Origin of the sequence: Streptomyces europaeiscabiei, assembly GCF_036346855.1 — a bacterium.
In the GTDB taxonomy this organism is placed as follows: Bacteria; Actinomycetota; Actinomycetes; order Streptomycetales; family Streptomycetaceae; genus Streptomyces; species Streptomyces europaeiscabiei.
In genome coordinates this window covers 10,705,755-10,729,818 of record NZ_CP107841.1, presented here as the reverse complement: position 1 = coordinate 10,729,818, position 24,064 = coordinate 10,705,755, and the positions used below count along the sequence as shown (strand labels likewise).

Below are 24,064 nucleotides of genomic sequence, written 5' to 3'. Positions count from 1 at the left end.
TTGATCGCAGGCACCGTACTGACTGGAGGAACAGTGGGAACCTCGATGCGCAAGGGTTTACAGGCCGTGGTGATGGCAGGCGCGATGGGCGCGGCGCTGGCTTTGTCGGCCGGGCAGGCCCACGCCGCCACCGGTGTGACCGCGAACTCGGCCTTCATCAATATCAACGCCGCGGCCGACAAGGCGAACCAGATCATCATCAACCCGTCCGGCAGCAACATCACCGTCATCGACAACGGTGACACCGTCACCGCGGGGGCGGGTTGTACCCAGCTCAGCGCCAACTCGGTGTCCTGCCCGGCGGGCACACGGACGATCCTCCTCAGCGCGGGCGACCGCAATGACACGGTCATCCTGCGGGCGAGCCTGCGGGCCACGCTCAACGGCGACGCGGGCGGCGACACTCTCCAGACGATCGACAGCACGCAACGCGCTGTCCTGGTCGGGGGCGACGGCAACGACATCCTGATCGGCGGTGCGGGCGACGACGAGATCGTCGGTGGGGCTGGCCGGGACATCATGGACGGCAACGCCGGAAACGACCGGCTGGGCGCCATCGACGGTGTGGGAGGCAACGACTCCTCCAACGGCGACACTGGCACGGACATCTGCCCGGGGGACGTGGGCGACCAGGAGTTCGACTGCGAGAGCTGAGCCGCTCATCCGCAGGGCCGGGACCTGGTATCGGGTGCCGGCCCTCTGCCGGTTCGGTTCTGCACCGAGCGCCGCCTCTTGCACCGGGTCGGCCACAGGATGGCCGCCGCGTCCGTAAACGCATTATCGGGAGTGCTGCCCACCCGCGTGATCACGCAGGCCGTCGCGGCCGTAGCCAGGTACGGCTCCTCCAGCAAGGCCTTCTGGGGCGCTGTCACGTTGGCTGAGCAGGTGGGATGATCTTCTGGTTGATCGTGCTGGAGGGGGCTGTCCGTGGGGGCCGTGTCGCCGTCGTACAAGGGGTACCGGTACCCGGTCGCGGTCATCTCCCACTGCGTGTGGCTGTATCACCGCTTCCCGCTGTCGTTCCGAGAGGTCGAGGAGCTGATGCTCGAGGGCGGGATCGTCCTCTCCTACGAAACGGTGCGCCGCTGGTGCGCCAAGTTCGGGCAGCGGTACGCCGATTCGCTGCGCCGCTGCCGGCCCCGGCCTGGTGACAAGTGGCACTTGGACGAGGTCTTCATCAAGATCAATGGGGAACAGAAGTATCTGTGTCGGGCGGTCGACCAGGACGGCAACGTCCTGGACATCGTGGTACAGAGCCGCCGGGACAAGGCTGCGGCCAGGCGCTTCTTGCGCAGGCTGATGAAGAAGACCCGCACGGTGCCGCGGGTGATCGTCACCGACAGGCTCCGCTCCTACGGCGCGGCCCACCGCGAGGTCATGCCCTCCGTCGAGCACCGCTCCCACAAGGGCCTGAACAACCGGGCGGAGAACAGCCACCAGCCAACACGGCAGCGCGAACGGGCGATGAAAGGCTTCCGCGGCACCGGCGCAGCCCAGCGGTTCTTGTCCGCGTTCAGCGGCATCTCACCCCACTTCCGACCCCGACGTCATCTGATCCCCGCATCCGACTACCGCACCGAGATGACCATCCGCTTCGCGATCTGGGAGCAGATCACCGGAGTTGCCGGCCTGCCCACCGCGCCGTAAGTACACAGCCGGAACCCGACTCCACCACCGCCCCGGCACACCGTCAGACAACCCCACACCCAACAACGTGACAACGGCACTGTCGGACTTCGCAGCCTGCTGCGGGGCAGGCGCGGCATTCTCCAGCGGCAAGGAACTCGGCACCGAGGATCACGCCCACCGCAGCCCAGCGGTTCCTGTCCGCCTTCTGTTCGCCGATGATCGTTGAAGGAGACGTCGTGGCGGGGCACCGCACCCGTCTTCTTGAGAAGGCGACGAAAGAAGCGCCTGGCCGCGGCAGCGCGTCCAGGCTCTCGGCCAACTCCCACAGCCGCCCGAACCGGCCCGTTCCCCGCGACTCCGGCAAGATCAGCGGCGACCTCCGCCGCCCACGACGCTACAACCGCCGACTCCAACGAGTCTTCTACATCACTGCGTTGTTCAGCATCCGACACTGCGAGGACTCCCGCCGGTTCTACGACCGCAAACGCTCCGAGGGCAAGCGCGAGCGTCACCCCCACAAGCCTCCAGCTGTGATGATCAGCCGTGTGCCCACCGGACGGCGGTGCGCTCAGCCGCCCTCACTCCATTCCTCCCTTTCCCGCGCCCACGCGATCGGTGACACCGGGTTCGCAGTCGAGGCGCCCCGTGGTGCGCCGGGCGGGATCGAGGCCGCGCGCGACGATCACGGTTTCCCGTGGCCGGCGCTGCAGCCGCATCGCCTCGCCGGCCCGCGTGCCGGCCACGCGAGTTCGGGCAAGTGCCGTGCGGCAAGCCCGAGATCGGCGAACAGAGGGTCCGCATGCTCGTCTCCCGTGACGGCGTACCACGGCGGCCGTGCGAGAAGGCTCCCCCGCGTCTGGACGCGTCCGCTTGCCTGACCTAGGGTACGCAGCAAGCGCTTTCTGGCCTGGTCATGCCAACCTGTGACCCGGGCCGTGCCCCACTCCCCGCGCCGACAGCACCGCTCCCCGCCTCCCGCCAGCGAGTCATGCGTCAGCCCTGCGCGACGGCCCGGACGTGGCGTCGGGCAGGGCTGACGCGGAAAGGCAGCGCCCCGTGCCGCACGACGAACCACAGAGCCCGTCGACCGCGTGGACCCGTAAGTCGTTCCTCCGGGGAATGACGGCAGTCGGTGTGGCCCCGCTGCTACCCGGGGTGCTGCCCTCGCCGGCCCGGGCCGTCTCGTCGGACGATGCCGCCGGCTTCCCTCTGCTGCGGGACGGCGTGGTCGTCGACCTGTTCGTCGACCCGGCCGCCGATCCCGCCGTGTCCCGCGCGGCCGGGGATCTCCAGGCGGACATGGAGCGGGTCGGCGGGGTGCGTCCGCGGCTGCTGCGCGCCCTGCCCCAGGAGGCCTCACTCCTTGTCCTGGTGGGCACCATCGGCGCGAGCCCGGCCATCGACCGGCTCATCGCGGACCGGCGGCTGGACGTCTCCCGGGTGAAGGGCCGTTGGGAGGCGTCCGTGACCCAGGTCGTGGACCGCCCGCTGCCCGGCGTGGAACGCGCCCTGGTGATCGCCGGCAGCGACCGGCGCGGCACCGTCTACGGCGTCTACGACACCTCGGAGCGCATCGGGGTGTCGCCGTGGCACTGGTGGGCCGACGTTCCGGTCGAACGCCGCGACACGGTGACGGTCCCGTCGGGCACGCAGAAGCGGTACGAGCCGTCCGTCCGCTACCGGGGCATCTTCATCAACGACGAGCAGAACCTCACCACCTGGTCCCACCGGATGCAGGAACCGGACAAGCACATCGGCCCCGAAACCTACCGACGCGTCTTCGAGCTGCTGCTCCGCCTCAAGGCCAACTACCTGTGGCCCGCCATGCATCCGTACTCCGACTTCTTCAACAAACACCGCGCGAACCCCGAACTGGCCGACCACTACGGCATCGTCGTCGGATCCAGCCACCCCGAGGCCATGCTGCGCAACGGCGTCCACGAATGGGACCCCTGGGCCAAGGATCACCCGGCCGCCGACGGCAGCCTGCCGGTGTACGACTACACGGTGAACCCCGCTGTCATCTCGGACTACTGGCGGGCGAGGGCGCGGCAGAACGCCGGCTACGAGAGCAGCTGGACCCTGGGGATGCGCGGTCTGCACGACAGCGCGCTGGAGACGAAGCACGCCACCACCCTCGCGGAGAAGGTCGTGGTGATGAACGACATCATCGCGGACCAGCGCCGCCTTCTGGCCGAGGAGGTGGGCACCGCGGCCGAACCGCAGATCTTCATCCCGTACAAGGAGGTCCTGGACCTGTACAACGCGGGTGTCCAGGTGCCCGACGACGTCACGCTGATCTGGCCGGACGACAACCACGGCAACATGCGCCAACTGCCCGACGAGGCCGAGCGGCGGCGACCGGGCGGCAACGGCATCTACTACCACCTCTCCTACTGGGGCCGCCCCAAGAGCTATCTGTGGCTGGACACCACCCAACTCGCCAAAATCTGGCAGGAGTTGCGTCGGGTGCACGAGCACGGCGCCGACCGTATGTGGATCTTCAACGTGGGAGACATCAAGTCGATCGAGACCGGGCTGTCCTTCTCCATGGACATGGCCTGGGACGTGGACCGGTGGAACGCCGACGAGGTGGAGGGCTTCCTCGTCGAATGGGCCGGGCGGCAGTTCGGGCACCGCCACGGCGCGGAGATCGCCGCGATCCGCACCGAGTACTACCGCCTCGCGGCGGAGCTGCGGCCGGAGTTCGTCGCCCGCGGTCTGCTCTCCGTGGTCCACCACGGCGACGAGGCGGGCCGCCGGATGTCCGCGTACGACCGCCTCCTGCAGCGGGTCCGCGCGCTCGGCGCCAAGCTGCCGGAGGCCTACCGTGACGCCTTCTACGAACTGGTCGAATACCCGGTCCACGGCGCCTACTTGATGAACCTGAAGTTCTACTGGGCGGAGCGCAACGCACTCGCGGTCCGTCAGGGGCGCGGGGCCGGCACGAACCGTTTCGCGGACCTGTCCGACGCCGCCCACGCCGAGGAGGCGGCGATCACCAGGCGCTACAACACCGAGGTGGCCGGCGGAAAGTGGAACGGGATCGTCAACCCCTACCCCTCGCAGATCCCCAAGGCGCCGGGCCGTCCGAGCGTCACCAGGGTCGCCCGGAAGGAGACCTCGGGTCTGGGCGTGGCGGCCGAGGGCAACGAGACCGGCACCGGGCGGCCGCTGTCCTTCTCCTCCTACACCCGTGACCGGCGCTTCGTCGACGTGTTCAACACCGGCTTCCTCCCCCTGGACTGGGCCGCGGAGGCGAGCCACCCCTGGGTACGGCTGAGCACCTCCGGCGGCACGATGACCGAACAGACCCGGGTGTCGGTGGAGATCGACTGGGAGCGGGTGCCCGAGGGCGCACACGAAGCCACGGTGACCGTCACCGGTGCAGGCAACAGGTTCGACGTACCCCTACGGGTGCTCAACGACGGGAGGCGGGCGCGCCGGCGGGCGCGCGGCTTCGTCGAGGCCCACGGGTATGTCTCGATAGACGCCGCGCACCACGACCACCGGGTGGCGCGCGGCGGGGCCCGTTGGCGGACGGTACGCGGGCTCGGCCGCCGTACGGCCGCCATGGAGGCGGCGCCTTCGACGGCAGCCCCGATCACCGAGGAGTTCACCACTCGGGCACCGGAGTTGAGCTACCGAGTCCGTTTCGCCGGCACCGGGGACTTCCGGGTCACCGTCTTCAGGCTCCCCTCCCTCGACGAACGCGGCCGTCGCCGGGTCGCCCTGGCCCTCGACGACCAGCCGGTCGCCGTCCTGGCGGGACAGGCCGTCGCCACGGGCAACCGCGGCGACGCGTGGGCCCGCAACGTCGAGGACGGCATCGAGAAACTGACCACCACCGTGACAGTCACCGAACCCGGCGAACACGTCCTGCGGCTCTTCATGGTCGATCCCGCGATCGCCGTGGACCAGATCGTCATCGACACCGGCGGGCTGCCCGTCACCTACCTCGCGCCGCCGGAGAGCTACCACCACTCCTTCAACGCCGATCCCGTGCCGGAGGACGCGCCGGGGCTGCCGGGCACGCCGGGCCGGTAGGTAGGCGTCACCAAGCGCACCCACAGCTAGGCCTGCGGCCCGGCCGGCCTGCCGCGAGCGACGCCGACAGAGGCGGTGCCTCAGCCGTTCCGCTACAGCGGCGCCCACCCGGACCCGACGGGCCTGTACAGGATGGGCGCCCGTTACTACGGCCCCACATCGGCAGCGAGAACGTGCCGCCTCCCAACGCCGCCCGCGACCAGGATGGATGGCTCACTCCGGGCGTCAAGGGCATCGGCTCCGCCAGCTTCCTTGCTGATGTCGGCCATGAAAGTCCTCCCGCACTGCTGCCCTCTTTGCTTACATCCCTCGGCGCTCCGGCGGCGGCTTTGGGCGTGATCGAAGGGGTCTCCGACGCCCTGGCCTGCGCGGCCAGGTTCGGTGGCGGCGTCCTGGCGGATGATTCGTCCCGGCGCCGCAAGGTCGCCGTGGGTGGCTATGCGGCCACTGCCGTTCTCGGCGCCGTGACTGAGCTTCCCCCGGTGTGCGGGAGGTGCTGATCAGCTGTTCAGGGCGGGTTGACGGGGTTTCAGGTTCGTTCGTTCGGTCGTTGCCTGGTCGGCGTAGTGCTTCTCCTCGAACTCGACCGGGCTGAGGTAGCCGAGCCGTTTCTGGATGCGCCGGGAGTCATAGAAGCCGTCGATGTACTCGAAGAGCGCGAGGTTCGCCTCGGCCCTGGTCGCGAAGGCGCGGTCGCGGATGCACTCCGTCTTGATCAGCATCCACACATGCTCCGCGAGAGCGTTATCGTACGAGTCCCCGACCGAGCCCATGGACGCGTGAACTCCCGCACGCACCAGGCGAGTTGTCAGTTCACTCCGCACGAGCGGCGGGACAGATGAACAGCGCGGTCAACCGCTGCAGCAATCTGGTGGACGAATCCAGAGCGCGGATATAACCGGCTATACCATCAGCATGCGCCCCACCGCGGCAATCCGCATCTCAGCGAGCAGGATGCTCAGCGCCTAGGTATCCCCGCACACAGACGGGGAGTTGAAAGTCGGAATACCGGCACAGCCGGCTGGTCATATCGGCTGCGCAGGCAGCGGAAACGTCCCTTGGCCCAGCGCGCATGACCGCCTGTCTGACGCCCCCAGGGCGAATCCCCGCCGGACGGCACCCGTTACAGAGTCGCGGCGCACCAGACGTACAGGACTCGATCAGACCGTTGCAGAATCGTGGTACCCAACTCCCCTCAATGCAGTGGGGGTTGTATGCCGATTTCCTGCATGGCGCAAAAGGCCAGACCGCCTTCAGTGCCGACGCATGATCGCGTGCAGCGGTCAGGCTGTGGCCGGGGGCACCCATCTCATCGAGCAGGCTCCGCACTCGTGCCTCGATCGCGTCACGGATGGGGCGTACGGCATCGACACCGTGACCGGCCGGGTCGTCAGGCTGCCAGTCGAGGTACCGCTTGCCGGGGAAGACGGGGCAGGTGCCGCCGCACCCCATGGTGATGACCACGTCGGATGCCTGGCCGGCCTCCACCGTGAGGACCATGGACAGGGAGGTGGTTCACCATGGGCAAGGCAAACGCAGGCGATCGGGTGCCGATACCGATGACACCGAAGGTGGCCTCGCGAGTGCAGCCCGCAGCCGCGAGGAACTCCTTTATCCACAGGCCCGAACGCGATCGGCGGTTCCTTCGTACGCTGCTGCCCGAGTCGATCACACGGGGGTGTGCGGAATGCGGTACGGGCGTGGTGGTGGAGGAACCCTCGGTGGAGGTCATGGCGCAGCTGCCGGACGACCGGGCCCGGAAGGAGGTGATGGCGCTGGTGGAGGCCCGCGGATGGATCCGCGGGCCTGGCGCGACGTCCGGGACCCTGGCTCCGTGGAGGAGATCCGGGAGGCGTTCGGGCGACGATGCTGGATCCAGTACATGCCGCACGCCTCAGTAGGTGATTTTCTTCCTGCGCTTGGGACATCTGCGGCCCGGCCGTGGGGGCGGCAAGACCGATGCGGCGCTGGAGTTCCCGCTTGGGGCCTGCCGGACGTTGGTGCGCTTCCGCAGGAGTCACAACTCCCGTACAACCAGGCCTCTGTTTCGTGCATCTGAATCAGTGACCGCTTGAAGCGGCACCGGATTCCGGCGATCAGGAGGAGAGAGTGCGTAGAGCCGTACTCGGTTTGTTCGTGGCACTGGCGGCGGTGCTTGCGGTGGTGCCGCTCGCCGGCGCCGACCAGAGCGAGACCGTCGCCTGCTGCGGCCATGCCCCGAAGTAATGGGTACTCACCGCTGGCGCGACCGGCCCGACGATGTGACGGGCACGGCCATCGCCAGCGGAAGTACTGGACACGTTCCCCTTCGACAAGGAGATGTGATGCGTAGAGCCGTACTCGGTTTGTTCGTGGCACTGGCGGCTGTGCTCGCCGTAGTGCCGCTCGCCGGCGCCGACCAGACCGAGACCGTCGCCTGCTGCGGCCAGACCCCGAAGTGATGGGTACTCACCGCTAGCCTCGCCGTTTCGCCCGAGTACGGCGGCAGCTGAGGCAGAAACACGAAAGTGCCTTCCTGACCTGGGAACGATGAACCTTGCTGAGGGGTTCTGTCGGTCCAGGCGGAGGGCACTTTCTACGTGCAGGGTATCGGGTTGCGTCCCAAGGTCCATGTCAGTGCCGATGGTTCGGGGGTGATCGGGCATGCCGGGGCGCGGCTGCTGGCGGATCTCGCTGATGCCACCGGTCTGAGCGCCGCGTACTCCGCCGTCCTCAGGCCGCTTCGGCCGCGCGGGACCGGACATGATCCGGGCCGGATCGCCACCGACCTTGCGGTGATGCTCGCCGACGGTGGTGAGGCCATCGCGGATCTGGCCGTACTGCGGGACCAGCCAGCAGTCTTGGGCCCTGCCGCCTCGACACCGACGGCCTGGCGGCTGCTCGCCTATGTTGACGACAGTGCCCTCGCCTCGCTGGCTTCCGCCCGTGCCCGGGCCCGGGAAGTCGCCTGGCTGCAGGCCGCCGAGCACGGTGAGGGCATACCCGCGGTTCGGGCCGCGGGACGCATGCTGCCCGGTCTGGTCCTGGACCTCGACGCCACGCTGGTCACCTGCCATTCCGAGAAAGAGCAGGCCGCTCCACCCTATAAGGGCGGCTTCGGGTTCCACCCGCTGCTGTGCTTCCTGGCGAGGGGCGGCGGCGCAAAGACATCGTCGCCCGCCATGCTCGCCCGGCTCGCGGGGCACGCGACTGGCTGGCACGACGGCACATCGCGCGGCGGGCTGTCGCTGCCAGGAGCCGGCCGCCGGGGCCCGCTCCGGCCCTCCCGCACACGGATGTTGGCGTTTTCCAGCCACGGTCTGTTGCTGTGGCTGATTTGGGTGCATGGTGTGAGGGCGGGTACCGAGCCACCTCCGGGTGAGGTGTCCCCTCTGCCGGGTCCTGCCGTCGCCGACGGCAGAACCCGCCGCGCCTCCCGGCTCTCCACGCGAGGGTCTGCGGCTGCCCGCACTCCGGCGGGCCTCACCACGCCCACAGCGCCCATGATGGATCCATGGCGATGGTGACGGCGTTACGCCGGTACCCGGTGAAGTCCATGCTCGGCGAGGCTCTGACAAGCGTGGCCATCACCGAACGCGGGCTGTGCGGAGACCGGGTGTCCGCCGTCTGACGGCGCTCCGGGTGGCCGGGGTCGACCGGCAGCGCACCGCCCCAGCCGTTGACGGCCCCCTGGATGCCGTCGAGGTACTGCGTCATCCGCTGCGATCCGTGGGCATCGGTGACCGCGGCCGCCAAGCCGTCGAGGTGGTCGACCAGCTCCCGCAAGTGCTCGTTCTGCTCAGGAACGGCGTCTTCCGAATCATGCGCATCGAGTGGCCTCTGACCTGCCACCCCAGTCCTCGGCGGCCGTCAGCGGTACGGGGGCGGGCGGCTGCGCCGACGTCGTCAGCTCGATGCGCCGTCCCTCGGCCGACGAACGCAGCAGCGCGGTCATCGTCTCCATTACGTGCAGGGCGAGTTCGCCGTTCGCGCGCGATGCCCGCTGCCCGTCGGCGGCGATGAAGTCGAGCAGCCCCACTCCCCGTGCGCCGTCGACGTAGCCCGCGGACGGAGGGAGCGTGCGCCACTGCGTGTCGCCGAGTCCGAAGAGCCGTACGTCGCCGTCGAAGCGGTTCGGATCCGGGACGGCGAGGGTTCCCACCTCGCCGTGGACCTCGATCGGGGACGCCGTGGTGGCCACCCCGTCGAAGCTCGTCGTGATCGTCGTCAGCGTTCCGGCCACGTGCTCCAGCACACCGGAGACATGACTGTCCACCTCCACCGGTATCCGCTCTCCCCTGCGCGGGCCCGAACCGATGACCCGCTCGGCGCGCAGCCGGCTGGACGCCCCCGTCACGGCCCGCACCGGGCCCAGCAGATGGACAAGGGAGGCGAGGTAGTACGGCCCCATGTCCAGCAGGGGGCCGCCGCCCTCGGTGTAGTAGAAGTCGGGGTGCGGGTGCCAGCGTTCGTGGCCCGGGGTGACCATCACGGCCGAGGCGAACAGCGGGCGTCCGATGCTCCCGGCGGCCAGGGCCGCCCGCGCCGTCTGCACTCCGGTGCCCAGCACGGTGTCCGGCGCGCACCCCACTCCGACTCCCGCCCGCGCGGCGGCCGCCATGACGGTGTGGGCGTCGGCGAGCGTGGCGGCGAGCGGCTTCTCCCCGTAGACGTTCTTGCCGTGGCCGATGGCCCCGAGGGCGATTTCGGCGTGCGCCCCGGGGGTGGTGAGGTTCAGTACCGTGTCCACGTTCGGGCTGCTCAGCAGCTCCTCGACGGTCAGCGCCCGGACGCCGGGCAGTCCGGCGGCGACCGCTGCCGACCGGGAGGCGTCAAGGTCGGCGACCGCGGTCACGCGCACGGCGGGATGACCGGCCAGCGTGTCCAGGTACGCGCGGGAGATGACTCCGAGCCCTACGACGCCGACGCGGTGCGCGTCGCCCACAGCATGCCCCTCTCGATGATGGTGCGGACGTTGGGGTTCTCCAGCACGTCGAGGCTGTGCCCCGGCGTCGTCACCACGATCCGCCCGGCCCCCCACCGACGGGTCCAGACCGCCGGTGAGGTGACCGGCCGGTGCCAGGGCTCCCACGGCCGGGTGGGATGCGTGGTGGTGGCCAGGACGTCGATGAGGTCGTCGTGGAGCACCCAGTACTGCTCGGTGTGCAGCTCGAAGTCCCCGATGCCCGCGGTGACGGGGTGCTCGCGGCCGGCTTCGGTGACGGCGATGGTATGCGGCAGGAAGTTGTCCTCCGGCCCGCCCCGGCGCTCGCACGGTTTCCTGCCCGGGTGCGTGGCGAACTGCCCACCCACCAGGTGGAGATAGTCGGAGGAGGCGCGGAACGAGTCGGCGATGCCGCCGTGCCAGCCGGTGAACCCGGTGCCGGCCACGACCGCGGAGGTCAGCCCCGTGAGCTGCTCGCCCGTGATCTCCGACATCGTGACGCACTGCACGATCAGGTCGGTGCCGGCCATCTCGGCGGTGTCGGCGTAGACGTCGGTCGAATCCTCAACCCGGACGGCGTATCCGTTGCTCCGCAGGAAGGGCAGGAACAGTTCCGTCGCCTCGACCGGCTGGTGCCCTTCCCAACCGCCGCGGACCACCAGGGCTTTCTTCAGCGTCATCGTGATCTCACCATGCGCCGGGCGCCCGCGCTCACGCAAGAGGGCCGGGCCTCAGCAAAATTCCGCTGACGAGGCTAGGGCGCCGACCGTCCAACAGGCCGCGGTGAAGCGGACTTCCGTGCCGTGCACGAAGGGCTCGAAGGCGGCACGGACCGTCTCGACGACCCGTCCGCAGGTCTGCTCGTCCACCTCGGGCAGGTACATGCCCACCGGACCGAGCCGGGTGAAGTAACGAACCAGCTCCTGCTCGGGCAGGGTGCAGACCACGTCGACCGGCCGGATGTCGATCCCGGCCCAGCCGCTCTCCGCCAGGATGCGCCGGACGTTGTCCGCGTCCGCGAAGGCGAACTGTCCCGGCTCGTCCGGCCGGCGGACGGGCAGGTCCGGGAGCAGCGGTGACGCGGCGCGCTGGGCCGTCGTCATGAACGGGTTCTCGGCCGGATCACGCCAGACGACGCACTGCAGCGCGCCCTCGTCCCTGACAGCGCGCCGGAGGTTGGCGAAGGCCCGGACGGGATCGAGGAAGAACATGACACCGAACCGCGAGATGACGGCGTCGAAGGCGCCGGGTTCAAAGGCGTGGTCCTGTGCGTCGGCGCAGACGAACGACGCCGGTACGTCCTCCTGTTCGGCGTCCTCCCGGGCCGTGCTGATCATCGGTTCGGAGATGTCGACGCCGACACAGCGGCCCCCCGGACCCAGCCGTCGCGCCACGGCCAGCGTGAGGCCGCCCGTACCGCAGCCGACATCGAGCACATGCCGAGCCTGTTCGGCGGCGACGGCATCGACGAGAAGCTCCTCGATGGGCCTGAACATCTCGTCCAGTACTCCCTTCAGCTCGCCCCACGCCTGACCGGCGGGCCCTTTCCAGCGGGCTGTCTGCTCGTCGTCGGCACTGCGCGCAGAGTCCATGACTTTCTCTCCTTCTGGTTGCCTTCGTCGTGCCGGGATGACAGCGTTCTACTTCAAGTCGACTTGAGGTCAAGCAGAATGGCAGAAGTGGACATCGCCGATGTGTCGCACCGCGCCGGGGTCCCAGCATCGACCCTGCGCTATTACGAGGAGAAAGGTCTGATCTCCTCGACGGGCCGACGGGGCCTGCGCCGCCAGTACGACGCGGGCGTACTGGAGCGGCTGGCGCTGATCGCGCTGGGGCGGACGGCCGGGTTCTCGCTCGACGAGATCGCGCTCATGTTCGCGCCGGACGGGCAGCCGCGTATCGACCGGCAGATGCTGGCGGCCAAGGTGGAGGAACTGGACCACAGGATCCGTGAACTGGGCGTACTGCGCGACTCCCTGCGCCATGCCGCCGCGTGCCCCGCGCCGAGCCACATGGAGTGCCCCACCTTCCGCTGCCTCCTCGACGCCGCGGCGTCCGGCGGTGTCGCGGTTCCGGGCAGGCGGGCTCCCGGCAGATAAGGGACGTCAGCGCTCTTGGTCCAATCGTGGTTCGTGCTTTGCCCGATTCCCGGTCCCGTGGCTTCGAACGAGTCCATTGGCCCCAGGGGAACGCTTGAGTTCTAGCGATCGTCGCAACACCCCAGCGCAAGGGTGCGATGTTCGAGATCCGCAAGACCCGGACGGGGCCCGGACCGGCCGCCCTAACGGGGGTGCCTGCGACTGGCCCGGGGGCTCTTACGGTGGCACGAGCAGCTGCACGTGAGCGTCTCCAGCGGCACCTCCCACGCGGGTGCGCCCTCACGCCGTACCTCGAGCGGCCCGGCGCAGCGCCACCTGCCACGGGCGTCTCGGCCTCGGCGTAGAGGCCGTCTCTCTGTGGGGCCAAGTCCTCGACGTCGTCCCCGAGACGGCGCGCCGTGACCGCGGCGTGTACCTCGCCCGGCACGCCACCGCGGCGGCCGGCGTGGGCGAGCCGGACCGGGCGTTGGAGATCGCCCGTGCGGTGGCGGACATCGCCGTCGAGACCCGGTCGGCCCGGATGGCGCGGGAGTTGGTCACCCTTCAGCGGGCGATGCGGCCGTGGCAGGATGCCCCGGTCGGCCGGGACCTGGCGGAGGTTCTGGCGCCTGTGACCGAGGGGAGCTGACGTGGCAGAGGCACCGGTGCCGCTGACCGAGGACGAGATCACGGCCGCCCTGGCGACGGTGCCGGGGTGGCGGCGCGAGGGGGATGAGATCACCCGCTCGTACGGGATCCGGTATCACGGTGGCGTGGCGATGATCGTGCACGTCGCGGACGTCGAGCGGCTGATCGGCCATCACGCGGACATCGATCTGCGGTGGGGAAGCTGCGGTTCGGGATCACCACGCACGACGTCGGCCACAAGCTGACGGAAGCGGACTTCGACCTCGCCCGACGGATCGACGTGGTCGCGCAGGCGCACCTCGCCGAGCCGCTCGACAAGTAGAGGGTCCTCACTGGTGTGGTGAGTACCCGGCGGTGACCAGCGGCCGGACCATCACACGATCAGGGTCACAACCCGGACACACATGTTCCAGATGGCCTTCACGCGGCGCATGATGCGGACGACAGGTCGGCCTGCCTGCCGGTCCGGGAGCAAGCGCGTTCGGCCTTGGGGATCAGTGGACATCTCCGTCGGCCAGGGCCGTTGTCAGTGGCGGCGGCTAGCCTGCGGGCATGATCGAGACGACCGGCGACGACCGCCGCTTCCCGCCCGCCCTGGCCGCCGTCGCCCAGGTGGAGTTTGACTACGACGACGGCGAGGGCGTGGACTTCGAGCCCTACGACGCCTTCGACTCCGCTGAGGAGACCACCGACTGGATCCGCAACTGGACCGGCAACCACGAACTGGACAACGACGCCTACCGGGTCTTCGGACAGGACGGCACCGGCGGCCTCGTCGCCCTGTGGCGTGTGCGCCCGGGCCGGCCCCTCGCCGAACAGCCCGTGGTGTTCCTGGGCTCGGAGGGCGGACGCGGCGTCGTGGCCGGAAACCTGTCCGACTTCCTGTGGCTGCTGGCCGACGGCCTCGGCCCGATGGAGGTCGTCGAGTACGAGCAGCGCGAAGCGCGACCGAACCCGGCACTGACCGAACTCGCCGAGCGCCACGCCACCACGGCGCGCCGACCCGCCCGGGACATCATCACCGAGGCACAGGCCGAGTTCCCGTCCTTCTCGGAGGACCTGGACAAGCTCTGCCGCTGACGCGGTCCCTCCAATCGGGTTGCGTGACTTCCTATCGACGCAGCAGAACGAAACACACATGACACGCGCGTGTCGCCGCCTATGGCGGTCGGCAGGCCATCCCCTGGGGAGGCCCGAAGGCCCTGACTGAAGGTGTGTTCAGCCCTCGGGGACGGGAGTGCCCTGGTGGTAGTAGAGCCGCCATCCGGTGTCGCCCTGGCCCTTGCGCCACAGGGAGCTGCGGCGCGCCCGGCGTCCGGCGATGACGCTCTTGTATGTCAGGTGCACGAGGTCCGCGGTGAGGAGCACCCCGCGCATCCCGGAGGCCTCGATGTGCGGGCTGTCCACTCCGCCGTGCAGGGTGGGCAGGGCCGCGACCATCTCCTCGTACGTCCAGCGCCGCCCGGAGGCGCCGATCTCGACGAACTCGGGGTCGAACAGCCGGACGCCGACGGCGGAGGCCCGGACGGCGGGGTCATGCAGGCGGAGTTCACCGTCCTTCGCCGCGGCGATCGCGGCCTGTTTCTCGGGTTTCTCATTCGTGTCGATCATGGACGCATCCTCTCCCGCCCCGGAGTCCCCGACAAAGGGTCTTCGGGGCCTCGTCCGTTGACCAAAGTGGAGACCATGCCGTTCCGGGCCGCGGCGCGCCAGGCCGCCTCTACAGTTGCGTCATGGAGTTCAACTGGGGTGACTCGATCAGGGAACTGATGCTGGTAGAGCATCCTTCCGACACACACCTCTCGCAGTCGAGCACTCCGGGCGGAAAGAGCCCGCTGGCGCGGAATGACGACAACACGCTCAACACGCACGCCGTGCTGTTCGACGGAACCAAGGCGGCTCTGGTGATCCTCGGCACGGGCGTCGCGCTGGGGGCCGTTGCGGTGAAGGCCGCGCCGCAAGTCAAGAGCGGGCTGATCAGCCTTAGGTCGAAGCTGCGCCGCCGGGCGGAGGAGACCACCGACACCGAGGCCCCCGTTCCCCTCACGGTTGTTGCGGAGGCCGAGCCGGAGCAGCCTGACCCCCCTCGACTGCGCGCCGTCTGACCGTCAGGCCAGGCGTCGGCGCGGATTCGGGTAGATCCGCATCACGGACTGTCCAGCACACTTGTGGTACCCGCATCATTGCAACTGGCGCGGTGCGGGCGGTAGGTCTCCGTACTCCCACGCCAGGGCATCGGCCCCAGCCCGTACGTCTTTGGCACGGTGGCTCTGTCCGCGAGAACGGGCTCTGGTCCACTTCGTGTGGCGCGGTTACTGCTCGTGACCGATCGGTCCCAGGGCCTCCGCGATCCGTTGGACTTCGTGGCGCCACTGAGCGGCGTCGGCACTGTCCACCCAGCCGGTCAGCAGTTCCGATCCGTCTTGGAGTACGCACTGCAGAGCGAGCACGGCTGACGTGCGGAGAGCCAACGGGAGCTGCGGCAGAGGTTCTCTGGGTCCGTCATCAGGGGCGATCACAATCCCGCTGCCCGGGATTGTGCTGGCAACGAGAGCCGCGGCGGCCACCGCATCGGTGCCGTCGCCGCCATCCACGCGTCCTCCGGGAGTGACTCGCTGGAATGCTCGCTCGAGCACTTCGATGACCTTCTGAGGAGTCAGTCCCTCGAGTTCATCGACGAAGTCGGCAGCGAGATCGCTGTCGAATGGGCCTGTTCCCCACGTTCCCATGCACGGCTCCTGGTATCGCTCTCGCGGACGAAGCCAGCATTCCAGCAGACACTGACAAACGCTCACGTGGCCAGGAGGACTCGTTTGCGAAGCAAGGCGAATCCCGCACGGCCGAACATCTGGCGCTTGAGCATTTTGATCCGGTTGACATGACCCTCCACGACGCCGGGGGTCGGTCCCGGAGGCATCGACGGACCGCTGATGAGGGGCTTGAGCACCGGCTTCACCCGGGCCCGAAGAGCTCTCCGTAACGTGGATGTGGCAGCTCGGTGCCGTGGCAGGCCGGACGAAAGCGTGATGGAGGGGCCTGCACGTGATCGACACCGGCGACATCGACGTCTTCCTCGGCCTGGACGCCGGCAAGGGCGAACACCATGCCACCGCCGTCACACCGGCCGGGAAGAAGGCGTTCGACAAGCGCCTGCCCAACACTCTTTCGAAGGTCCTGACGTCGATGCCGGGAGTCGGTGTCAGGACCGGAGCCCGGATCCTGATCGAGGCCGGTGACGGCAGCGCCTTCCCGACCTCCGGCCACCTCGCCGCCTACGCAGGACTTGCCCCGGCGACCCGGAGCTCGGGCTCATCGATCCGCGGCGAACAGCCCTCCAGGAGAGGAAACAAGCAGCTCAAACGGGCCTTCTTCCTCTCCGCGTTCGCCGCCCTGGGCGACCCGGCCTCCCGGGCCTACTACGACAGGAAGACCGCGCAGGGCAAGCATCACACCCAGGCCCTGCTCTGCCTCGCCAGGCGTCGGGCCGACGTCCTGTTCGCGATGCTCCGCGACGGAACCTTCTACGAACCCCAGCCTGTCCGGGCCGCCGCTCAGCAGATCTAGACCATGGTCAGGAGGTGATCCGTGGGTCCGTAGTCGATCTTCCAGTCGGCATAGACGCCGGAGAATCCGTCCTTGATGCACTGCAGGCCAAGGGTCACCCAACGGACGGATCCGTCGTCGGCGAGTGAGAACGCGACCGCGGCCTCGAACTCCTCGCTGCCGCACGGGCAGCCGGCCGCACCGGGCTCGTCGTCCTCCCAGGACTCCTCGTTCCAGTACTCCTCACTGTCCGCGATGAACGCACGGCTGCCGCAGCCGGAACACTCGCGTTCCGCTCCGGACGTGTTGACCAGCACGAAGAACACACGACCGCCGCACCCCTCGCAGATGGAAGGAGCGATCTTCACCGGGCGGCCGTCGACCGCACCCCGCAGGAATGCCGCGAGCTCCGCGGGGACACCCTCGCCAACCTGATCATCAGCATGCACGGACACATCGTTCCAGACGTCCCGAACCCACACCCGACCAGCTTGACCAAAGACATAGGGGCACCCCCCGGCGCCGTCGCCGAAGCGATGACTTCCCGCTCCGAAGACCCCGTCGCGGTCACCGTCCCCACCCTGCTGCCCGAGCAGCCCCGCCCGTTTCCCCTTCGGCAAGACCACCCGCGCGAGGATCTCCGGCTGGGCGCAGAAAGCTGTGGGTGACCGGAAGATCCGCGAGAAAAAGGGCCACCGCGGCGGCACTCGCCTCCTGGCCCTGTACGCCGCCGCCCGCACTCGCCCCGACGGGCGCCTCGGGCACGCCCAGGATGGCGGACTCCACTTGGACCAGGCCGCCACGTTCTGTGCCCTGACACCCGGCCAAGCAGCCGGTGGTCGTTCATCTATGCGGGCATCAGCCAGAAGCCGGCGCAAACTCCTGGATCAGGTCGAACCCGTACACCACTTCCCTGGACGCAACCACACTTGCTGTAGGACCTTTCGCCAAGACGTCGATTGCTCCTGCAGCGGGCTGGAGGCAGTGCTTGTTCAGGCAGCCCGATGGGTCATACCCAGGTCTGACCCTGGGGTTCAGCTCCTGGTCCGACGCCCCGCAGGGAAGACGCGGGCATCGTCATCGGTATGACGAACCCGACGACATCCATGTCCACCCCGGTGACAACGATCGGCGCCCGACTGCGGGGCGCGCTGCCTGTGGAACGGTTGGAGGCCACCGGCTTCCCCGGACGTTGGGTGGGCGGCACTGCCATGGTGCTCGGCCCACTCCTGATGCTGACCGGCGCGTTATTGCGGGCCCGCTTCCACTTCTTCTACCCCGATCAACTCACCGCGTACGAGCGGCACCCCACCCTGATGGCCACCGCATACGGCCTCTTTGGCGCGGGTAGCCTGCTGCTCTGGCCCGCCGTGGCCGTGGTGGCCGCACGGATCGGGGTACGCAGCGCCGGCTGGGGACTGTGGGGCGGGGTGCTGGTCATGTTCGGGCTGTTCGCCCGCACCTTCCACGCGGGGGTGGACCATCTGGCTTTTCAGCTGGTGCGTTCCGAGGGGGTCGGGCCCGCCACCGAAGCGGTCTCCGCCGGCTACGGCGCCCTTCACGTCTTCGCCACGCTGAACGTCGCCATCCTCGCCGGGTGGTTGGTCCTTGCCCTCGGTGCCTGGCGTACCCGGGTGCTCGGCCCGGTCCGCGCTGCCGCACTCGGCCTCACCGCGGCACTGCCTCTCGGGGTGCTCAAGGGGACCACTCCTCTGTCGCTGGTGGCCCTGGCCGGACTGTGCGTCGCGCTGGTGCCGCTGGGCCTGGCGCTGCTGTGTGAGGCGCCCCGTCCCAGCCGGGCAGCGGTGCTGCGCTGGGTGCCGCTGACACTGGTGACGCTCGGGCTGATGGTGCTGCTGGGACAGGCCGGTTGAGTGCCCGCCTACAGGTACGGTCGGGCCATGAAGTCCAAGGGGCAACGCCATCTGTACGCCCTCGACCTCAGCGCGGCCCTGGCTCTGACCGCCGTGTACGTCGGCTTCGCCCGGCTGACCGCCGACGACGGCCAACCCGCCTTCACAGGGCCGCCCTGGCTCGGCTGTCTGATCGCCGCCGCGGTCGGCCTGCCGATCGCCGTACGCCGCCGTTGGCCGCTCCCGGTTCTGATGGCCGTGCTGGCCGCCCTGGCCACGGCGTCGCTCCTCGACATCCCCCGTGAGCCGTACGCGGCCGCCGGGCTCGCGGCCTACCTCGTCGGACTGGCCGAGCCCGCCCGCCAGTCCGTGCTCGCACTCGCGGTGACGCTGCCGGTGGCGGGCGGTGCCGTCTACCTGAGCGAGGCGGTGGTCACTCCCGCCGAAGACCAGCAAGGCGCCGTCGGGATGGCCGGGCTTGTGCTCCTGGTCATCGGTGGGGCCTGGGCCGTGGGGTTCACTGTGCGCGGTCGCCGAGCCGAGGCGGCCCGTGAACTGCGGCGCCGGTCGAAGCGCGCACTGGACGAGGAGCGTCTGAGGATCGCCCGTGAACTGCATGACATCGTCTCGCACAACCTCAGCCTGATCGCCGTCAAGGCGGGCGTCGCCGGGCATGTGGCGGAGGCCGACCCGCGGGAGGCACGGGCCGCCCTCAAGGTCATCGAGGAGACAAGCCGTTCCGCACTGACCGAGATGAGGCGCACGCTCGGCGTGCTGCGTACCGAGGGCGCGCCTCTGGGACCCGTACCGGATCTCGACCGCCTCGACTCGCTCGCCGCGGAGGCACACCGGGCAGGGGTGGACGTCGACCTGACGGTGCATGCCACGGAAGGTCTGGCCGAGGGCACACAGCTGACCATCTACCGGATCGTCCAGGAGGCCCTCACCAACGCGGTCCGCCACGCAGCACCGACCCGCTGTCAGGTCACGGTCGAGGCCGATGCGCGAGAGGTCCGCATCGATGTCGCGGACGAGGGACCGCCGTCCGCACGCGGGCGGTCCGGCGGTGAACTGCCGGGCGGGCATGGACTCCTGGGGATGCGGGAGCGGGCGATGATGTACGGCGGCAGCTTCGAGGCGGGGCCCCGGCCGGAGGGCGGCTTCGCGGTGTCCGTCCGCCTGCCCGTCGAAGGGAACCAATGACCATGACCGACGTGACCCCGGTCCGGGTACTGATCGTCGACGACCAGGCGATGGTGCGCGGCAGTTTCCGGGTCCTCGTCGACCACACGCCCGGCATGACGGCCGTAGGCGAGGCCGCGAACGGAGCGGAGGCCGTCGAACTCGCCCGCCGCGAACGGCCGGACGTCGTGCTGATGGACATACGCATGCCGGACCTTGACGGCATTGAGGCGACCCGGCAGATCTGCGCAGACCCGGCCCTGTCCGGCGTCCGCGTCCTCATCCTCACCACCTTCGACCTGGACGAGTACGTCTACGCCGCCCTGCGCGCCGGCGCCGCGGGCTTTCTGCTCAAGGACACCCCGCCGTCCGAGGTCCTCACCGCCGTCGGCGTCGTTGCCGCGGGCGAGGCACTGCTCGCTCCCTCGGTGACCCGCCGCCTGATCGCGGAGTTCGCCCGCCGTCCGGAGCCTGCGCGCCCGCCCAGCCGCTCGCTGGACGGGGTCACCGACCGGGAGCTGGAGGTGCTCGGTCTGATCGCGCGAGGGTTGTCCAACACAGAGATGGCAGAGCACCTCCATCTGAGCCTGGCCACGGTCAAGACCCACATCGGACGCTTGCTCAGCAAGCTGCGTGCGCGCGACCGTGCCCAGCTCGTGATCGTCGCCTACGAGACCGGGCTCGTGGGCGAGCGTCGGCGTGGAGTGTGAGGTTCACAGAACGGGCTGCCCTCATCATCGAGCTCGCCACCTATCCCGAGACCATTACCCTGTCCAGCCTGTTCGCCTCACCTCACTGGCGCGGGCATCACGTTGAGGGGTCCGAACTCGTCCATGCAGAAGACGACTTCGGGTTCGCCGTCCTCGGGTATGACCTCGCCGTCGGCGATGGCGTAGAGGTGCTCGACGCGGGCCTTCTTGGCCGCGTAGTCCGGATCGCGGGAGGTCTTCCACGTCTTCAGGCGTTGAAAGGAGACGCCTTCCTCGCGGAGTAGGATGTGCAGGCCCTCGTGGCTGATGTCGTCGACCACCCCCTCGGCGACCAGGAAGTCCGCCAGCTTGGCCAGGCTCCAGGTGGAAAAGGGCAGGTCGTGTTCCGTCGGCCTGGACTTGGCGATCTTCTTGATCTCACGGCGCTCGGGCAGCGTGAACGTCCTGGGCCGCCCGCCCTTGTACTTCGGATACAGCGAGTCGAAGCCGTCGGTGTTGAAGTTGTGGATCACATCGCGGACCCGGTCGTCACTGGTGAACGACACCTCGGCGATCCTCGCCACCGGCATGCCCTGCGCGGAGAGCAGCACCATCTGGGCCCGCCGCCACGTCACCACCGACCCGGTCCCCCTGCGGATGATCCGCAGAAGCCGCCGGCCCTCGTCATCGTCGATCTCTCGGACTCGTACTCGCTCTGCCACTCGGACAGGCTGTCGGACACGCGCCGCCCTGCGGGACGGCGCGTCACATCACAACAGGGCCAACGTTGCTTGATGCGGCACTAGCAGGGGCCTTTGTCCTGGCCCGTGCCGCACACCGGGCCGGGGTCGTCAGCGATGTAGATGAGGAAGCAGAACCAGGCTATGAGGGCGACCGCGAAGCCGATGCGCCAGAGCGTTTCCGCACGACGCCTGGAGTGTTGGTCGTGGTCGTCCCGCTTGTCGCTGTCGCTGTCGCTGCTCATGACTTCCCCCGGATCGTAAGCCTGTTCAACACGGTAGCGGCGGTCATTGCTCTGCGCGACGTCGTCGAGGAGAGCGCGCGTCTGCGTCATGTCCGCTTCGCCCAGAAGGATCGCGCGACGGCTCCCGTCACACCTGCGGTTTGTCCACGCTGCGCTCGGCCTGGCGCCGAGCCGTGCAGCTCCGTCATGGTCGCCTACGGGTGGGACTACCGTGATCCCGGCGCGCAACGCGCAGCCCGTGCTGGCATGCCCTGACTCTACGATTGCAGAGGCAGGGCTCTGCGGCTGGAGAGGGTGCTCGAACCGAACGGAAGTGGTGCTCCATGCCGAAACGTCACGCGGTGGTGGCCGGGGCCGGAATCGGCGGCCTCACCGCCGCCGTAGCACTGCACCGCCGCGGCTGGCACGTCACCGTCTGCGAACGCGCCCCCGAACCCCCGGCCACCGGCGCCGGCATCGGCCTCGCCCCCAACGCCCTGCGCGCACTCGACACCATCGGCGTCGACGCCGCCCGCGCCGCCGGCAGCGCCGTACCCACGACGATGGGCGTACGCCGCTCCGACGGCCAGTGGCTCACCCGGACCGACACCGCCGACATGGCAGCCCGCTACGGCATGCCCCCGATCGCCGTCCCGCGCCCGGCCTTCACCGCCGCCCTGGCCGCCTCCCTGCCGCCGGAGGCCCTGCGCTACGGCACCGCCGTGACCGCCGTCGACGACGCCGCGGGCCGCCCGACCATCCGTACGGCAGTCGGCCCGGACCTTCCCGCCGATCTGGTCGTCGCCGCCGACGGCATCCACAGCCCGCTGCGCCGCGCGTACTTCCCCGCCCACCCCGGCCTGCACTACATCGGCGAGACCGCCTGGCGGACCATCGTGGACGCCCCGGACCTCCGGATACCGGCCATGAGCGAGACCTGGGGGCGGGGCGAGCGGTTCGGCGTCACCCCGCTCTCCGACGGCCGGTTCTACCTCTACGCCACCGCGGTCCTCCCGGCCGGCACCCGGTCGGCCGACCCCCGCGCCGAACTCCGGCGCCGCTTCGGCTCGTGGCACGACCCGATTCCAGCCCTGCTGGACCGCATCCGCCGCCTCGACCCTGCCGACGTCCTCCAGAACGACCTCTACGACCTGGCCGCCCCGCTCCCCACCCTGCACCACGGCCGGATCGCCTGGCTGGGCGACGCCGCCCACGCCATGGCCCCCAACCTGGGCCAGGGCGGCTGCCAGGCCATCGAGGACGCGGTGCTCCTCGCGCACCTGCTTCCCGCCGGAGACAGCGCAGACGGCACAGACAGCACAGACTCCGTCCCGGCCGCCCTCGCCGCGTACACCGCCGCCCGCCGCGGGCGTACCGACGCCGTGCGCGTCCGCGCCCGCCGGGTCGGCCGCCTGGGCGCCCTGCGTAACCCGCTCGTAGTGGCGGCCCGCGACCTCGCTGTCCGTGCCACCCCTGCCCGCCTGGCCCTGCACGCCATGGACGACCTCTTCAACGGCTTCCGCCTCCCCGGGTAGCAGGGACCGCGAGTCTCTGTCGTCAAGGTCCCGCTGGGCCGCGCGGCCCAGCACCGCTGCTCGCTTCGACGTCGGACCGCCCAACTGCGTCCAGTACTCGAGCAGATGAAACTGCGCGCCTCTTCGAGCAGGCCCTGGTGGAGACCGGCGCGTCGCTCGTAGCGGATGTGGAGCCGCTCGAACCACCTCCGCCGCAGTACGTGATGACCTCGACGTGCACGGCGCCGACGGCAGCACCTGTTGGACCAGCTGGACCGTAGGATCGGGCACCCTCTGTGAGAAGTGCCCGTGCCTGCTCTGATCACCCAAGCCGGCGATCATGTGCCTCTGCGTGACGTCGTTGCCGTCAGAGTCGCCGTCAATGGCCCTGCATGCGCTACTGGAGGGCGCCGCTGCGCCTGCCCTCGTCGAGCAGAGCCTGCACCAGGGCGGACTTCACTCCCGGCGCCATGAACCAGAGGGGCGTGGCGGAACGGCTTCTGAAGATTTCGATGCGGTGGCAGCCCAGGACGAGACCCACCAATGCCGTCTGCTGCACCCCGGTCACCTCGTCCCACGCCACGGAGTCGCGTAGCCGGCCGAACCGGTTGGTGACGGCGACGCCGTCCGCGCACAGGTAACACCTGTTCACACCAAGCCGGGCGGTCAGCCGACGCCATCCGAACTTCAGGGCGTAGACCGCGGCCACGACCGCTGTCGTGACAACGGCATTGTCGTCGACTGCGGACGGGTTGACGACAGTGGCGACGAGCAGGGCGATCCAAAGGAGCAGTAAGAATCCCCGCAGCACCTGCGCCATGGCGCCTGTCGCCGGGTTGATGATGGCGTAATCGCCGCGGATTTCACCGAGCCCCAGGCCAGCTGTTCCGTTTCGCACTGACGCCCCTCGGCCGAAGCTGGATCCGCGCTCGTGGCATGCGCGCGGCAGAACATGGCATACCCGTGCCGCCGATGCCCCGAACTACGACTTCG

22 protein-coding genes and 5 pseudogenes are annotated in these 24,064 nt (G+C 69.4%); 16 read left to right on the top strand and 11 right to left on the bottom strand.

Annotation, left to right across the window (positions count from 1 at the left end; genetic code table 11):
* Window positions 1-45: 45 nt before the first annotated feature.
* The 4 genes and pseudogenes from OG858_RS46700 (at window position 46) to OG858_RS46685 (ending at window position 5,676) form a co-directional block, all read left to right on the top strand.
* Window positions 46-654 (top strand): calcium-binding protein, encoded by a 609-nt coding sequence (locus OG858_RS46700; protein ID WP_086750858.1) that lies wholly within the window; start codon window positions 46-48, stop codon window positions 652-654.
* A gap of 273 nt (window positions 655-927) precedes the next feature.
* Window positions 928-1,647 (top strand): IS6 family transposase, encoded by a 720-nt coding sequence (locus OG858_RS46695; RefSeq protein WP_328543737.1) that lies wholly within the window; start codon window positions 928-930, stop codon window positions 1,645-1,647.
* Between the two features lie 323 nt (window positions 1,648-1,970).
* Window positions 1,971-2,132: pseudogene (locus OG858_RS46690) on the top strand (transposase); the annotation flags it as partial.
* Between the two features lie 616 nt (window positions 2,133-2,748).
* Window positions 2,749-5,676 carry a glycosyl hydrolase 115 family protein gene (locus OG858_RS46685; protein WP_086750865.1) on the top strand — a complete coding sequence of 976 codons (2,928 nt, stop codon included), beginning with the start codon at window positions 2,749-2,751 and terminating at the stop codon, window positions 5,674-5,676.
* A gap of 500 nt (window positions 5,677-6,176) precedes the next feature.
* Here the strand turns inward: OG858_RS46685 and OG858_RS46680 are convergent, their stop codons facing one another.
* Window positions 6,177-6,473 carry an IS3 family transposase gene (locus OG858_RS46680; RefSeq protein ID WP_256960754.1) on the bottom strand — a complete coding sequence of 99 codons (297 nt, stop codon included), beginning with the start codon at window positions 6,471-6,473 and terminating at the stop codon, window positions 6,177-6,179.
* A 508-nt stretch (window positions 6,474-6,981) separates the two neighbouring features.
* A pseudogene (locus OG858_RS46675) lies at window positions 6,982-7,173 on the bottom strand (phosphotyrosine protein phosphatase); the annotation flags it as partial.
* A 1,082-nt stretch (window positions 7,174-8,255) separates the two neighbouring features.
* Between OG858_RS46675 and OG858_RS48465 the strand changes: the two are divergent.
* Window positions 8,256-9,182: a transposase gene (locus tag OG858_RS48465; RefSeq protein WP_408059365.1), complete on the top strand. Its 927-nt coding sequence runs from the start codon at window positions 8,256-8,258 to the stop codon at window positions 9,180-9,182.
* Window positions 9,170-9,286, top strand: coding sequence for an MOSC N-terminal beta barrel domain-containing protein (locus OG858_RS46665; RefSeq protein WP_406201528.1), 117 nt, complete (start codon window positions 9,170-9,172; stop codon window positions 9,284-9,286). The genes OG858_RS48465 and OG858_RS46665 overlap by 13 nt, the downstream gene beginning before the upstream one ends.
* Before the next feature lie 189 nt (window positions 9,287-9,475).
* On the opposite strand, the gene OG858_RS46660 is transcribed toward OG858_RS46665, so the two are convergent.
* Genes OG858_RS46660 through OG858_RS46650 form a run of 3 tightly spaced genes read right to left on the bottom strand, consistent with a single transcriptional unit; the run spans window position 9,476 to window position 12,192 of the window.
* Window positions 9,476-10,600 carry a Gfo/Idh/MocA family protein gene (locus OG858_RS46660; RefSeq protein ID WP_328543738.1) on the bottom strand — a complete coding sequence of 375 codons (1,125 nt, stop codon included), beginning with the start codon at window positions 10,598-10,600 and terminating at the stop codon, window positions 9,476-9,478.
* The gene (locus tag OG858_RS46655) at window positions 10,570-11,280 is read right to left on the bottom strand and encodes a ThuA domain-containing protein (protein WP_319269109.1); all 711 of its coding nucleotides are present in this window, start codon (window positions 11,278-11,280) and stop codon (window positions 10,570-10,572) included. The genes OG858_RS46660 and OG858_RS46655 overlap by 31 nt, the downstream gene beginning before the upstream one ends.
* 51 nt (window positions 11,281-11,331) lie before the next feature.
* Window positions 11,332-12,192, bottom strand: coding sequence for a class I SAM-dependent methyltransferase (locus OG858_RS46650; RefSeq protein WP_328543739.1), 861 nt, complete (start codon window positions 12,190-12,192; stop codon window positions 11,332-11,334).
* A gap of 78 nt (window positions 12,193-12,270) precedes the next feature.
* Between OG858_RS46650 and OG858_RS46645 the strand changes: the two genes are divergently transcribed.
* The 4 genes and pseudogenes from OG858_RS46645 to OG858_RS46630 all read left to right on the top strand — a co-directional run bounded on the left by OG858_RS46645 (window position 12,271) and on the right by OG858_RS46630 (window position 14,406).
* Window positions 12,271-12,699, top strand: a complete 429-nt coding sequence (locus OG858_RS46645; RefSeq protein ID WP_107482310.1) for a helix-turn-helix domain-containing protein — start codon at window positions 12,271-12,273, stop codon at window positions 12,697-12,699.
* A gap of 271 nt (window positions 12,700-12,970) precedes the next feature.
* Entirely contained in the window at window positions 12,971-13,327 is a 357-nt protein-coding gene (locus tag OG858_RS46640; protein ID WP_328543740.1) for a hypothetical protein, read from the top strand.
* 16 nt (window positions 13,328-13,343) lie between these two features.
* Window positions 13,344-13,648: pseudogene (locus tag OG858_RS46635) on the top strand (4a-hydroxytetrahydrobiopterin dehydratase).
* Between the two features lie 230 nt (window positions 13,649-13,878).
* Window positions 13,879-14,406: an SMI1/KNR4 family protein gene (locus OG858_RS46630; RefSeq protein ID WP_086748131.1), complete on the top strand. Its 528-nt coding sequence runs from the start codon at window positions 13,879-13,881 to the stop codon at window positions 14,404-14,406.
* Between the two features lie 138 nt (window positions 14,407-14,544).
* On the opposite strand, the gene OG858_RS46625 is transcribed toward OG858_RS46630, so the two are convergent.
* Window positions 14,545-14,937, bottom strand: a complete 393-nt coding sequence (locus tag OG858_RS46625; protein ID WP_327723081.1) for a nuclear transport factor 2 family protein — start codon at window positions 14,935-14,937, stop codon at window positions 14,545-14,547.
* Window positions 14,938-15,059: 122 nt separating this feature from the next.
* Here OG858_RS46625 and OG858_RS46620 point away from each other — a divergent pair, with 122 nt between their 5' ends.
* Window positions 15,060-15,431, top strand: coding sequence for a hypothetical protein (locus tag OG858_RS46620; RefSeq protein ID WP_327723082.1), 372 nt, complete (start codon window positions 15,060-15,062; stop codon window positions 15,429-15,431).
* 207 nt (window positions 15,432-15,638) lie between these two features.
* Here the strand turns inward: OG858_RS46620 and OG858_RS46615 are convergent, their stop codons facing one another.
* Window positions 15,639-16,055, bottom strand: a complete 417-nt coding sequence (locus OG858_RS46615; RefSeq protein WP_086748134.1) for a DUF4259 domain-containing protein — start codon at window positions 16,053-16,055, stop codon at window positions 15,639-15,641.
* Between the two features lie 433 nt (window positions 16,056-16,488).
* Between OG858_RS46615 and OG858_RS46610 the strand changes: the two are divergent.
* A pseudogene (locus OG858_RS46610) lies at window positions 16,489-16,890 on the top strand (transposase); the annotation flags it as partial.
* On the opposite strand, the gene OG858_RS46605 reads toward OG858_RS46610, so the two are convergent.
* Entirely contained in the window at window positions 16,887-17,318 is a 432-nt protein-coding gene (locus OG858_RS46605; protein ID WP_086748135.1) for a hypothetical protein, read from the bottom strand. The pseudogene OG858_RS46610 and the gene OG858_RS46605 sit on opposite strands and share 4 nt — an antisense overlap.
* A 636-nt stretch (window positions 17,319-17,954) precedes the next feature.
* On the opposite strand from OG858_RS46605, the gene OG858_RS46600 reads away from it, so the two are divergent.
* From OG858_RS46600 to OG858_RS46590, 3 genes are read left to right on the top strand one after another with little or no spacing between them, the layout of a single operon-like run.
* The gene (locus tag OG858_RS46600; protein ID WP_327742865.1) at window positions 17,955-18,743 is read left to right on the top strand and encodes a hypothetical protein; all 789 of its coding nucleotides are present in this window, start codon (window positions 17,955-17,957) and stop codon (window positions 18,741-18,743) included.
* 27 nt (window positions 18,744-18,770) lie between these two features.
* Entirely contained in the window at window positions 18,771-19,925 is a 1,155-nt protein-coding gene (locus OG858_RS46595; RefSeq protein WP_327742866.1) for a sensor histidine kinase, read from the top strand.
* Entirely contained in the window at window positions 19,922-20,614 is a 693-nt protein-coding gene (locus OG858_RS46590; protein WP_408059366.1) for a response regulator, read from the top strand. Before OG858_RS46595 ends, OG858_RS46590 begins: the two co-directional genes overlap by 4 nt.
* A gap of 80 nt (window positions 20,615-20,694) precedes the next feature.
* On the opposite strand, the pseudogene OG858_RS46585 reads toward OG858_RS46590, so the two are convergent.
* A pseudogene (locus tag OG858_RS46585) lies at window positions 20,695-21,315 on the bottom strand (helix-turn-helix domain-containing protein); the annotation flags it as partial.
* Window positions 21,316-21,395: 80 nt separating this feature from the next.
* On the bottom strand, window positions 21,396-21,668 hold the full coding sequence (locus OG858_RS46580; protein WP_086748139.1) for a hypothetical protein: 273 nt from the start codon (window positions 21,666-21,668) through the stop codon (window positions 21,396-21,398).
* Between the two features lie 233 nt (window positions 21,669-21,901).
* On the opposite strand from OG858_RS46580, the gene OG858_RS46575 reads away from it, so the two are divergent.
* The gene (locus OG858_RS46575; protein ID WP_319067600.1) at window positions 21,902-23,092 is read left to right on the top strand and encodes an FAD-dependent monooxygenase; all 1,191 of its coding nucleotides are present in this window, start codon (window positions 21,902-21,904) and stop codon (window positions 23,090-23,092) included.
* A 376-nt stretch (window positions 23,093-23,468) separates the two neighbouring features.
* On the opposite strand, the gene OG858_RS46570 is transcribed toward OG858_RS46575, so the two are convergent.
* Window positions 23,469-23,969, bottom strand: a complete 501-nt coding sequence (locus OG858_RS46570; RefSeq protein ID WP_327742868.1) for a hypothetical protein — start codon at window positions 23,967-23,969, stop codon at window positions 23,469-23,471.
* Window positions 23,970-24,064 lie beyond the last annotated feature (95 nt).